The organism is Flavobacterium sp. PL11 (assembly GCF_035985025.1).
In the GTDB taxonomy this organism is placed as follows: domain Bacteria; phylum Bacteroidota; class Bacteroidia; order Flavobacteriales; family Flavobacteriaceae; genus Flavobacterium.
Genome location: NZ_JAXCIA010000006.1, coordinates 1 through 12,265, shown reverse-complemented (window position 1 = coordinate 12,265; position 12,265 = coordinate 1). Strand labels below are relative to the sequence as shown.

Annotated in this window: 11 protein-coding genes and 1 tRNA gene; 6 read left to right on the top strand and 6 right to left on the bottom strand. The window is 29.5% G+C overall.

Translation table 11 applies throughout. The annotated features are described in order from the left end of the window. Positions 1-50: 50 nt before the first annotated feature. A complete protein-coding gene (locus tag RCH18_RS04595) occupies positions 51-380 on the bottom strand; it encodes a YtxH domain-containing protein (protein WP_326935579.1) in 330 nt (109 codons plus the stop codon). 303 nt (positions 381-683) lie between these two features. Continuing rightward, a complete protein-coding gene (locus RCH18_RS04590) occupies positions 684-2,786 on the bottom strand; it encodes a glutamine--tRNA ligase/YqeY domain fusion protein (protein WP_326935578.1) in 2,103 nt (700 codons plus the stop codon). Between the two features lie 51 nt (positions 2,787-2,837). On the opposite strand from RCH18_RS04590, the gene folB reads away from it, so the two are divergent. Beyond that, positions 2,838-3,197 (top strand): dihydroneopterin aldolase, encoded by a 360-nt coding sequence (folB, locus tag RCH18_RS04585; RefSeq protein ID WP_326935577.1) that lies wholly within the window; start codon positions 2,838-2,840, stop codon positions 3,195-3,197. A 126-nt stretch (positions 3,198-3,323) separates the two neighbouring features. Continuing rightward, positions 3,324-3,394: transfer RNA gene (locus RCH18_RS04580), tRNA-Cys, on the top strand. 2,461 nt (positions 3,395-5,855) lie between these two features. On the opposite strand, the gene RCH18_RS04575 is transcribed toward RCH18_RS04580, so the two are convergent. From RCH18_RS04575 to rnr, 3 genes are read right to left on the bottom strand one after another with little or no spacing between them, the layout of a single operon-like run. Beyond that, positions 5,856-6,533 (bottom strand): LysE family translocator, encoded by a 678-nt coding sequence (locus RCH18_RS04575; RefSeq protein WP_326935576.1) that lies wholly within the window; start codon positions 6,531-6,533, stop codon positions 5,856-5,858. A 41-nt stretch (positions 6,534-6,574) separates the two neighbouring features. Then, positions 6,575-7,243, bottom strand: coding sequence for a head GIN domain-containing protein (locus RCH18_RS04570; RefSeq protein ID WP_326935575.1), 669 nt, complete (start codon positions 7,241-7,243; stop codon positions 6,575-6,577). A gap of 5 nt (positions 7,244-7,248) precedes the next feature. Next, positions 7,249-9,441, bottom strand: coding sequence for a ribonuclease R (rnr, locus tag RCH18_RS04565; protein WP_326935574.1), 2,193 nt, complete (start codon positions 9,439-9,441; stop codon positions 7,249-7,251). 119 nt (positions 9,442-9,560) lie between these two features. Between rnr and RCH18_RS04560 the strand changes: the two genes are divergently transcribed. Next, entirely contained in the window at positions 9,561-9,794 is a 234-nt protein-coding gene (locus tag RCH18_RS04560; RefSeq protein ID WP_326935573.1) for a DUF2007 domain-containing protein, read from the top strand. A gap of 692 nt (positions 9,795-10,486) precedes the next feature. Beyond that, on the top strand, positions 10,487-10,915 hold the full coding sequence (gene rpiB / locus RCH18_RS04555) for a ribose 5-phosphate isomerase B (protein WP_326935572.1): 429 nt from the start codon (positions 10,487-10,489) through the stop codon (positions 10,913-10,915). Positions 10,916-11,074: 159 nt separating this feature from the next. On the opposite strand, the gene RCH18_RS04550 is transcribed toward rpiB, so the two are convergent. Then, on the bottom strand, positions 11,075-11,317 hold the full coding sequence (locus tag RCH18_RS04550; protein ID WP_326935707.1) for a DUF1294 domain-containing protein: 243 nt from the start codon (positions 11,315-11,317) through the stop codon (positions 11,075-11,077). Between the two features lie 67 nt (positions 11,318-11,384). Here RCH18_RS04550 and RCH18_RS04545 point away from each other — a divergent pair, with 67 nt between their 5' ends. Next, positions 11,385-11,696 (top strand): transposase, encoded by a 312-nt coding sequence (locus tag RCH18_RS04545; protein ID WP_326935571.1) that lies wholly within the window; start codon positions 11,385-11,387, stop codon positions 11,694-11,696. Further along, the coding region (locus RCH18_RS04540; RefSeq protein WP_326935570.1) for an IS3 family transposase at positions 11,675-12,265 on the top strand (591 nt) is incomplete at its 3' end. The genes RCH18_RS04545 and RCH18_RS04540, both read left to right, overlap by 22 nt.

The window sequence follows — 12,265 nt, the reverse complement described above, 5'->3', positions numbered from 1 at the left end:
TAATTTGTAATAATAAATTTTAACAACTAAAATTATAGATTTTAATTAAATTATTTTTGAAGCGTAGCATTACGCTTTTTTAAATCAGCTAATTTATTTTCTAAAAAAGAAATGACATCTTCAGTCTTGTGACTCATATTTGAAACTAAATCTTGATATGTTTCTTCTAAGTCAAATTTAGCAACAGTTATTTTATCACTCATTTGAGCTGAAACAGTATCGTATTTTTGATGTAAATCATTTTTAGCATCACTAAGACCTTCATTAATTTTTTTTCGAGTTTTAGAACCTTTTTCAGGGGCGTATAAAATCCCTACTCCTGCTCCAATAGCAATTCCTGCCAGAACAGCTATAAATGTATTTCCAGTACTATTAGACATAATTATATTTTTTAAAGTTTGTTTTTTAAAGTTACAACAATATTTAGAATATATCATTAATAACTAAGTAAACTACGACATAACATTACAAAAAGTATTTTAAAGCACGCTAATGAATCAAAATTTAATCTTTTGAATTGCACAGGTAAAATTATAAATTAACTCTTAAAATCCATTTATGATGATCAAATTTAATAGAATTTATAAATCATAATTTTAATCACCATAGTTTTAATTAATAATAATAAAAGCCCTCTAAGAAGAGAGCTTTTAATCACTAAAACTTATTATTGAAATATTGTTTTAAATTTTTAAATCATTTAAGAGTTGTAATACTTTCTCATTTTTTTCAATCTTTTTTAATTCAGAAAGCTGAGTTTGAAAAAGACTAAAATTATCTGAATCATTTTGTAGATTCTTAAGTGCCAAAATTCTAACCGCTGCTAACTGACTTCTTAATGACATAGAATATAATTTCGATAATGAATCTTCTTCAATATCTTTAAAATTGACTTTTTCAGATTGTTGTAAAATCAAATTTGAAAATAATAACGAATTATTGTCATTTTTAATATTTTTGATAATCGTGTTTACCAGCAAACTATAATTATCAATAGTGCTAATATTATCATTAATTGAATTTAAGATCAATAGAGCATTATTCTCTTCTTTTTCTTTTACATATTTATTGATTTCTTTTTGTGTATTCATCAATAAATTCTCTTCCTTTTTTCCTTTTTCTTCCCAAGCATCTTTTAAACCAACCGTTTTGTTAAAAACAATTTTGTAACGAGAAGAATCATTATCAACATTAAAATATCCCAAACGTTGAAATTGGAATTTTTCTCCAGCTTTAACATCTGCTAAACTAGGTTCAACAAATCCTTTAATGATTTCTAAAGAATTAGGATTCATAAATTCTAAGAAATTTTTCTCCTTGTGACTGTCGGGTGCTTCATCAATAAATAGTCTATCATAAAGACGAATTTCAGTTTCTAAAGCATGTTTTATTGAAACCCAGTGAAGTGTTGCAGCAACTTTACGCAGGCTGGCTTCACTCCCACTCCCACTTTTACTATCTTCATCATAAGTGACATGAATTTCAGTAATATTTCCTGAAACATCCTTTATAACATTTTCTCCCTTAATAATATAAGCATTTTTTAGTCGCACTTCCCGACCTATACTCAATCTAAAGAATTTAGCAGGAGCTTCTTCGAGAAAATCATCTCTTTCAATATATAATTCTCTTGAGAAAGGTACTTTTCTATAACCTGCTGATTGATCTTCTTGGTTATTTTCAGCATCTAGCCATTCCTCTTTGTCTACTGGATAATTAGAAATAACTAATTTAATAGGATCTAACACAGCCATCACTCTTGGAGCCGTTTTATTTAGATCTTCACGCAAGCAAAACTCTAGAAGTGAATAATCAATTATATTTTCTCTTTTGGCAACGCCAATAATATCACAAAATTTACGGATAGACGCAGCGGTATAACCTCGTCTTCTCAATCCAGATATTGTGGGCATTCTTGGATCATCCCATCCATTTACAATATTTTCATGTACTAACTGCAACAGTTTTCGCTTGCTCATTACCGTATAGTTCAGGTTTAAACGCGCAAATTCATATTGATGTGGTCTAACTCTATTGTGATCATAAATTTGGTCTAAAAACCAATTGTACAATTCACGATGCATTACAAACTCTAATGTACAAATGGAGTGCGACACTTGCTCTACATAATCACTTTCACCATGCGCATAATCATACATAGGATAAATATTCCAGTCGTTTCCCGTTCTATGATGATGACGATGTAAAATACGATACATCAATGGGTCACGCATCAACATATTAGTAGATTTCATATCAATTTTAGCTCTGAGCACATGACTTCCTTCAGGATAATCACCATTTTTCATTGCATTAAATAGGTCTAAATTCTCCTGCACGGAACGATTTCTGAAAGGACCGTCAACGCCTAGTTGCGTAGGAGAACCTTTTTGATTAGCCATATCTTCAGATGATTGACTATCTACATACGCTTTATCATTTTTTATCATTGCAACCGCCCAATCATATAATTGCTGAAAATAATCAGATGAATACAATTCTTCACTCCAATTAAACCCTAACCATTTCACGTCTTCCTTAATGGCGTCTACATATTCCTGCTCTTCTTTAGCAGGATTCGTGTCATCAAAACGAAGATTCACTGGAGCTTGATACTTTAAGCCTAACCCAAAGTTTAAACAGATAGATTTAGCATGACCTATGTGCAAATAACCATTTGGTTCCGGTGGAAATCGAAAGCGTAATTTATCCTTTGGAAATCCATTAGTTAAACTGTCTTCAATAATTTGTTCTATAAAATGGAGTGATTTTTCTTCAGTTGACATAATTTTTCTTAATTTTAGCAAAGATAAAAAATAGAAAATAGAAAATAGAAAATGGGAATTATAAAGCTAAAAAATATTAGAACCTACTCATATCACGGATGTTTAATTGAGGAAGGAAAAATTGGATCTGATTATATCGTGAATTTGGAAGTTAAAACTGATTTAAGAAAATCGAGTATTTCAGATAATCTAAAAGACACCGTCGATTATGTACTTTTAAATCAAATTGTAGTTGACGAAATGGCTATCCGAGCCGATTTATTAGAACATGTGGCACATCGAATTCTAACAAGAATATTTAACGAAATTCCTGAAATATCAAGAATCATTGTTGGTGTTTCTAAACTTAACCCTCCTATTGGTGGTGATGTAGAAGCAGTTACTATTGAGATGGAAGAGTATAGAAGTTAAAGAATTATGATTATTGATTAACAATTTTAGATTTCAGATTTAAAATATTGAGAATTATCTTTATATTGAGAATTTCGATTTGGAATTTGGATTTTTTATAGTACATTTGCAACCCATTAAATAAATGGCGTCGTGGCCGAGCGGCTAGGCTGGGCTCTGCAAAAGCTCCTACTCCGGTTCGAATCCGGACGATGCCTCTAAAACCTTCAAGGAAACTTGGAGGTTTTTTATTATTTCAAATTTTTAAGAAAATTAATAAAATATAGCGTTCGAATCCAGACGATGCCTCTAAAACCTTCAAGGAAACTTGGAGGTTTTTTTTATTTCAAATTTTTAAGAAAAATTAATTAAATATAGCGTTCGAATCCGGACGATGCCTCTAAAACCTTCAAGAAACTTGGAGGTTTTTTATTATTTCAAATTTTTAAGAAAAATTAATAAAATATAGCGTTCGAATCCAGACGATGCCTCTAAAACCTTCAAGGAAACTTGGAGGTTTTTTTTATTTCAAATTTTCAAGAAAAATTAATTAAATATAGCGTTCGAATCCGGACGATGCCTCTAAAACCTTCAAGGAAACTTGGAGGTTTTTTTTATTTCAAATTTTTAAGAAAAATTAATTAAATATAGCGTTCGAATCCAGACGATGCCTCTAAAACCTTCAGAGAAACTTGGAGGTTTTTTATTATTTCAAATTTTTAAGAAAAATTAATAAAATATAGCGTTCGAATCCGGACGATGCCTCTAAAACCTTCAAGGAACTTGGAGGTTTTTTTTATTTCAAATTTTTAAGAAAAATTAATTAAATATAGCGTTCGAATCCAGACGATGCCTCTAAAACCTTCAAAGAAACTTGGAGGTTTTTTATTATTTCAAATTTTTAAGAAAATTTAATAAAATATAGCGTTCGAATCCGGACGATGCCTCTAAAACCTTCAAGGAAACTTGGAGGTTTTTTTTATTTCAAATTTTTAAGAAAAATTAATAAAATATAGCGTTCGAATCCGGACGATGCCTCTAAAACCTTCAAGGAAACTTGGAGGTTTTTTATTATTTCAAATTTTTAAGAAAAATTAATAAAGTATAGCGTTCGAATCCAGACGATGCCTCTAAAACCTTCAAGGAAACTTGGAGGTTTTTTTTATTTCAAATTTTTAAGAAAAATTAATTAAATATAGCGTTCGAATCCAGACGATGCCTCTAAAACCTTCAAAGAAACTTGGAGGTTTTTTTTATTTCAAATTTTTAAGAAAAATTAATTAAATATAGCGTTCGAATCCAGACGATGCCTCTAAAACCTTCAAGGAAACTTGGAGGTTTTTTATTATTTCAAATTTTTAAGAAAAATTAATTAAATATAGCGTTCGAATCCGGACGATGCCTCTAAAACCTTCAAAGAAACTTGGAGGTTTTTTATTATTTCAAATTTTTAAGAAAAATTAATTAAATATAGCGTTCGAATCCGGACGATGCCTCTAAAACCTTCAAGGAACTTGGAGGTTTTTTTTATTTCAAATTTTTAAGAAAAATTAATTAAATATAGCGTTCGAATCCAGACGATGCCTCTAAAACCTTCAAGGAAACTTGGAGGTTTTTTATTATTTCAAATTTTTAAGAAAAATTAATTAAATATAGCGTTCGAATCCGGACGATGCCTCTAAAACCTTCAAGGAAACTTGGAGGTTTTATATTATTTCAAATTTTTAAGAAAAATTAATTAAATATAGCGTTCGAATCCGGACGATGCCTCTAAAACCTTCAAGGAAACTTGGAGGTTTTTTATTATTTCACATTTTTAAGAAAAATAAATTAAATATAGCGTTCGAATCCGGACGATGCCTCTAAAACCTTCAGGTAAACTTGAAGGTTTTTTTTTATTTTAAATTTTTAAGAAAAATTAATTAAATATAGCGTTCGAATCCAGACGATGTCTCTAAAACCTTCAAGGAAACTTGGAGGTTTTTTTTATTTCAAATTTTTAATTACCAAAATTGTCATGCTGGAAGCATCTCTACTAATTTGCTCAAAGTTGTTGAGATGCTTACAGCGTGAAAATTGGAATGGATACAATAAATAATAATTATGAAATAAAATTCATAACAAATATGATAATTAACTATAATTTTTAAGTAATACCAATGGCATGCTGGAAGCATCTCTTCTAATAAGCTTAAAGTTGTTGAGATGCCTACAGCGTGACAATTAGAATGGATGCAATAAATAATAATTACGGCATAAAATTCATAATAAATGTGATAATTAACTATAATTTTTAAGTACTAAAATTGTCATGTTAGAAGAATCTCTATTAAGTTGCTCAAAGTTGTAGAGACGCTTACAAAGTGACAATTGGAATGGATAGAATCATATCAGCAACTTCATTAAGTTAACAAAAAATAAAATAATTAACTATAATTTTAAGTAATAACATTGTCACGAAGGATGCATCTCTTTTAGGTTGCTAAAAGTTGTTGAGACGCTTTCAGCGTGACAATTGGAATGGATGCAATGCTGCCTATAACTTCATTAAATTCATAAGAATTAAAAATGATTCGGAAATGTCTTATAGATTTAAAATTCTTTTAAAGCTAAAAAAATCCTAATTATGAACCTATATTCACAATCAGGATTATCTCAAATATCAATTTTTTAAAAATATTATTTATCAATTTTCTCTAATGCATTTTTTACCATTTCTTTTTCTTTTGGAAACCAACCTTGTGTAATTAAAACCGTTCCAAAAATCATTAAAACTATGCTTATTCCTTTTTTTATCTTTAAAATATTTACAGGTGTTAATTTATTTTTTAACTGCTTTGCCAATAATATTTTAATACAATCAACAATCAAATATGTTAAAACTACTGTTATAAAAAAAGTGAGCATTCTCGAGGTTTGCATTTCTAATTTAGGACCTACAGATATAATAACTGCTAACCAAAAACCCAACACACCAATATTAATAATATTTAAAAAAAAACCTTTTACAAATAAACTTCCATAGTTTTTTCTAATGATTTCTTTATCAATTATATCTGTGTTGACTTTCTTTTCTTTTTTTAGTTTTATAAAAGAAATAATTCCATAAACTAACATCAGCAAACCACCAAAAATAAAAAGAGCTGGTTTATCTTGTAAACTTTGAATTAATCTAAAACTTCCTAAGTATGCTACTGCAATAAAAACAATATCTCCTAAAATTACTCCTAAATCAAATACCAATGCTGCTCTGAATCCTTTTATAATACTAGTTTCAAGTAAAATAAAAAAAACAGGACCTATCATAAAACTTAAAAATATTCCCCAAGGAATACCAGCTAAAATATCATTTATCATTAAAAATATAAATTTATTGCGCCAAAATAAACGGTAAAATACTAATTTTTTTCTAAAATCGTCCCACCAATAAAAATATCTTGGTTTATTTGTTTTGGTTTACCATAAATATAAATAGAACCTCCAGCTTTTACTTTAGCATCAACTAAAGTGCTAGCACGAACCTCAGATTGGCCGCCTGCAGAAACACTTATAGTAGTTTGAGCTGTCTCTAAATCTTTTGCGTTTAATATACCACCGGATGTGATTTTTACATTTTGATTGGTCGCTTTACCTGATATATTCACAATTCCACCAGCATTTGCTTTAATGCTAATCTTGTCAACATTTACTTTTAAATTTATTTCGCCACCGCTTGTAGAATGTAAATCTAAACTAGTTTGTTTAAAATCATTTTCACTTGAGATGTAACTTCCCTCACTTACTGAAATGCTTTCCAATCTTTTATAATATAATTTTATCATAATATCATCACCTGATAAAAGTTTAGGAAATGGCATTCTGATTTTTAATTCACCATTTTTATTGACCATTTGAACCTCCTCAGCTCGAGAACCTGTAATGACTATCTTATTTTCTGAAGCTGGAATTAACTTAACATTGATCTTGTCAAATACTTTAACTTCATCAAAATCTCCTAAGTTTCTAGTTACTTGTGCAATTGAAATCTGGCTTAAAAATATTAATACAATAATTACTAATTTTTTCATTTTTTTTAATTTGATGATTCTTCACTTCTTCTTATGAAATTAAAATCGAGTTGTTTTTTAACTAAATCGGCAGTTTTTACTTTAACGTAAATTTCGTCTCCTAATTGTAATAATTTTCCAGTTGTAGCTCCTGTTAATGCATATTGTTTTTCATCAAAAGTATAATAATCCTCCTTGATATCTCTAATTCTGCACATTCCTTCACACTTATTCTCGATGATTTCTACATAAATTCCCCACTCAGTAACACCAGATATAACTCCTAAAAACTCTTCATCTTTATGATCTTGCATGTATTTTACTTGCATATATTTTATAGAATCTCTCTCAGCATGAGTAGCTAAACCTTCCATTGTTGAGGAGTGCAAACACTTGGTTTCATACGTCTCTTCATCAACTGATTTTCCACCATCTAAATAGTGCTGCAATAAGCGATGCACCATAACATCGGGATAACGACGAATAGGTGACGTAAAATGAGAATAATAATCAAAAGCTAAACCGTAATGACCTATATTATCTGTAGAATATTTAGCCTTACTCATACTTCGAATTGCTAAAGTATCAATTAGATTTTGCTCTTTTTTACCATTTACTTCTTCCATCAAAGCATTTAGTGACTTAGAAATATCCCCTTTATTACGAAAATCTATTTTATAACCAAACTTCGCAATTACGGTTTGCATGGCTATTAATTTATCCTCATTAGGTTCATCATGTATTCTATAAATAAAAGTCTTCTTTTGCTTTCCGATGTATTCTGCCACTTTCCTATTAGCCAAAAGCATAAATTCTTCAATTAAATGATTAGCATCTTTAGAAACTTTAAAATAAACACCTTGAGGCTCGCCCTCCTCATCTAGGTTGAATTTCACTTCTACTTTATCAAAAGTTATAGCTCCTTCAGCCATTCTCTTTTTTCTAAGAATTTTAGCTAATTCATCCATTTTAAGTGTCGCTGCAACAATCTCCTTAGAAACTTGGTATGAAGCTCCAGTGATAGAAGTTTCTGCTGGAATTGTATCCTCTTTTGATTCTATGATATATTGTGCTTCCTCGTAAGCAAAACGTTGGTCTGAATAGATTACAGTTCTTCCAAACCATTGATTCATTACCTGAGCTTTTTCATTGATTTCGAAAATGGCAGAGAATGTATATTTCTCCTCATTTGGACGCAATGAACAAGCAAAATTAGATAAGACTTCAGGCAACATAGGTACTACCCTATCAACTAAATAAACAGAAGTTGCACGTTGGTAAGCTTCGTCATCTAAAATTGTTCCCTGTTCTAAATAATAGGAAACATCAGCGATATGGATACCAATTTCGAAGTTACCATTTTCTAATTCTTTAAAAGAAAGTGCATCATCAAAGTCTTTAGCGTCTTTTGGGTCAATAGTGAAGGTTAAAGTTTCCCGCATATCACGACGTTTTGCAATTTCACTTTCAGTTATAGAAGTATCAATTTTTTGTGCAAATGTCTCAACTTCTATAGGAAATTCAGATGGCAACCCATATTCAGCAAGGATTGCATGAATTTCAGTATCGTGTTCTCCAGGTTTTCCTAAAACTTTGATCACTGACCCAAAAGGACTATCAGCTCTTGCTGGCCAATCTTCAATATGAACTAAAACGACATCGCCTTGCTGTGCCTCACCTATTTTATCCTTTGGAATAAAAATATCAGTATACATTTTTGGATTTGCAGTAGAAACGAAAGCAAAATTTGCTTGAATGTCAATAACACCCACAAAATCAGTTTTGTTTCTTTCAATAACTTCAATAACTTCTCCCTCTGGTTTTTTACCTTTTCTTCGATTATAGACATATACTTTAACCATGTCTTTGTCTAAAGCATGATTTAAATTATTGGTAGGAATAAAAACATCTTCTTCTAATTCTGAACAAACAAAATAAGCTGTTCTACGCCCTGTCATATCTATTTTGCCTTCGTAATAATCTTTACTAACCGCTTTAATTAGATATTTTCCTGGTTCTGATTCTATAATTGTATTTTTAGAAGCAAGAATTTTCAAATCTTTAATAATTTGGTTTCTACTTTCGGTATCATCTAACTCTAGCCTAACTCCTATTTGTTTGTAATTGAATGCTTTATTAGCACTTTGCGATAATATTTTTACTATTTTTTCAGAGAAGTCTTTCCCTTTTTTTACCGGCTTTCTTAATCTTTTACTCATAAATCTGTTCTTAAAGGTCTAAAATTACAAAATAGTAAACTGTTATTCGAAAAGACTACATAGATTTAAAGAAAATATAACTTTACAGAATAGTTGTATCTTTATCAAAACAACAAAATATGGAAGAATTTCGCACTATTGCCATTTTTAATTATTCACACGAGATAGTAGTTATTAAACACTTACTAGAACAAGAAGAAATTCATTACTTTTTTGAAAATGAAACCATCGTTTCTGTGGATCCGTTTGCAAGCTTTGCTTATGGCGGAATTAAACTTAAAATTCATTTTAAAGATTTTGAAAAAGTGCAAGCATTATTGGATCATTTGAATAACAACTTGAAAATTGTTTGATTTCAGCTCTAGTTTCTAAAATTTATTTTTTCAAAGTTGTCAACATATATTAATATAAACAAAAAGAAAATTTAAATTTAAAATCTTTCTTGGTTGTTATTATAGCATGTTAATAGTGACAATAAAATTATTTTAAAAGTGATCAAAATCAAGTTTAATTATTTTATTGCGAGTTATCAACATAGTTATATTGGAATAAAGGTTTAGTTTTAAAGCCCTTCTCTTTTTTAATTAACAATCGTTAATAACTCAAAAGTATATGATTTTGTAAATAACTCTTTTTAAAATTATTGTTAATAAACTACTTTCTAATATTAATAACTATTCTAAAAATAGCTCAAACTAAATTAGGTTTTTAAAACTGCGTTTTGGATTACAATTTATTTCAATACATCTACTATTTACTTCTTATTTTCTATCTCAAGTTATTAACAACTACTGTTAATTTAAAGTCAACTGAAAATCAAGTAATTACATTTCACTGTTAACAATGTTACTATTTTACAAAAAACTTAAAATAATAATATTGATTAACAATTAGTAATTACTATTTACTCTTCTGATTTAAAGATGGTTACACCATAATCACTATTTCTATTTTTTATTTAAATTATTACAGTTGTAATTTTTTAATAAAGCCCAAAACTTAATTACTTTAATTAAATTTGCAATACACAACTTAATTAAATTTTATGAAAATTTCTATAGGAAACGATCACGCCGCACCTGATTATAAAAAGGCAATTGTTGAAATGCTTATCGCAAAAGGGCATCAGGTAATAAATTATGGAACTGATTCTAATGATAGCGTTGATTATCCTGATTTTGGTCATCCAGTTGCAACAGATGTTTCTGAGCAAAAAGCTGAATTTGGAATTATCATTTGCGGTAGCGGAAACGGAATTGCAATGACAGCTAACAAACATCAAAAAGTGCGTGCTGCTTTATGTTGGATTAAAGAAATTGCGATTTTAGCGCGCCAACATAATGACGCTAATATAATTAGTATTCCTGCTCGGTACACTTCAATTCAGCAAGCAGTAGAGATGGTAGATGTATTTTTAAATACTGAATTTGAAGGTGGTAGACATCAAAATAGAGTGGATAAAATTTCTTACTAGTAAGCATATTCATATAAAATAAAACCACAAAAATATTATTAATATAAAATATTTTTGTGGTTTTTTATACTGCGTTAAACATGTAATTATTTCAATCTATCTGTATGATTGACATACTAAATTAGGATTTATTGAAATGATAATCATATTTCTATTGTACTATTTACTGTTATTTAAATATATAGCTACCGCAAAAATCTGCAATAGTACAATACTCCAAAATTTAATTAGATAGGTTTTCTTGACTGTTTTATGTTTAAAAATAAGCATTCCCACTGCAGAACCAATTGTTCCGCCAATTAAAACTAATGTCAAAAGCATTCTCTCTGAAATCCTGTTTTTATAGCGTTTAGCCAGGTATTTATCATAGCCAATTGATATAAAAGCAGTAAAATTTAAAATCAGGAATAGTTTAGCCCCCGATAAGTTCGGAGTGTTATTTTAAATTTCAAACTTATATATTTGAAACATGAAATACAAGAAATGGACTTTAGATCAGAAGCTAGAAATCTTAGCTAGTTCAGAAGAAATTGGTATTGTTGAGGCTTGCCGCAAATATGGTGTTAGTACAGGCACTTTATATAACTGGAAGAAGAAGCATGATCACAAAGGAGAAGCTGGCTTAAAAGTTACTTATGACACTAAGTCTAAAGAACATAAAGAGGTCGTGGAAGAGAATCGTATTCTACGTAAGCTGTTAAGCGACAGAGAAATTGAGTTGGAAATACAAAAGGAGCTTTTAAAAAAAAAGTTTGGGACATGCGATCCAAGAAAGATTTAGTAAATAATACTTACGAGAAACATAAGTGTAGCAAAGCTAAAATCATAAAGATGGTAGGTATAGTGGCTAGTAGTTACTACAGGGAACCTAGTCTTGGCAAAAAAGGAAATGCTCCTACACTAACAACTTTTCATCAAACCAAAGGTTTTGTCGAACAGTCAGTGGTGGTAAATTCCATTAAGAAAATATTAAAAAACGAATTTATAGATTGTGGTTATCGTCTAATGACCAGCTACTTAAAAAGAGATGGATATACTATAAATCATAAAAAACTATATCGAATAATGAAAGAAGAAGGTCTACTAAAGCTAGAAAACAGAATTAAGAGAAGTGGTTCTGGTCGTAAGTTTGTGAAATTTAGAAAGGTTTATACCTCTAGACCAATGCAATGTTTAGAGATGGATATTAAGATGGTATGGGTGCCAAGTGTTGGTAAAAATGCTTATTTACTATCTATAATTGACGTTCACACACGAAGGATTTTAAAAGATTATTTTTCTTTTACTATAAAACAAAACCACGTTATAGAATTACTTTCGCAACTCTTTGAAGAATATCAATATCCTGAA

Bases quoted from the DNA above. Each gene is read 5' to 3' on its own strand.
- RCH18_RS04595 (WP_326935579.1), bottom strand. From the start codon at position 380: ATGTCTAATAGTACTGGAAATACATTTATAGCTGTTCTGGCAGGAATT.
- RCH18_RS04590 (WP_326935578.1), bottom strand. From the start codon at position 2,786: ATGTCAACTGAAGAAAAATCACTCCATTTTATAGAACAAATTATTGAA.
- folB (WP_326935577.1), top strand. From the start codon at position 2,838: ATGGGAATTATAAAGCTAAAAAATATTAGAACCTACTCATATCACGGA.
- RCH18_RS04575 (WP_326935576.1), bottom strand. From the start codon at position 6,533: ATGATAAATGATATTTTAGCTGGTATTCCTTGGGGAATATTTTTAAGT.
- RCH18_RS04570 (WP_326935575.1), bottom strand. From the start codon at position 7,243: ATGAAAAAATTAGTAATTATTGTATTAATATTTTTAAGCCAGATTTCA.
- rnr (WP_326935574.1), bottom strand. From the start codon at position 9,441: ATGAGTAAAAGATTAAGAAAGCCGGTAAAAAAAGGGAAAGACTTCTCT.
- RCH18_RS04560 (WP_326935573.1), top strand. From the start codon at position 9,561: ATGGAAGAATTTCGCACTATTGCCATTTTTAATTATTCACACGAGATA.
- rpiB (WP_326935572.1), top strand. From the start codon at position 10,487: ATGAAAATTTCTATAGGAAACGATCACGCCGCACCTGATTATAAAAAG.
- RCH18_RS04545 (WP_326935571.1), top strand. From the start codon at position 11,385: ATGAAATACAAGAAATGGACTTTAGATCAGAAGCTAGAAATCTTAGCT.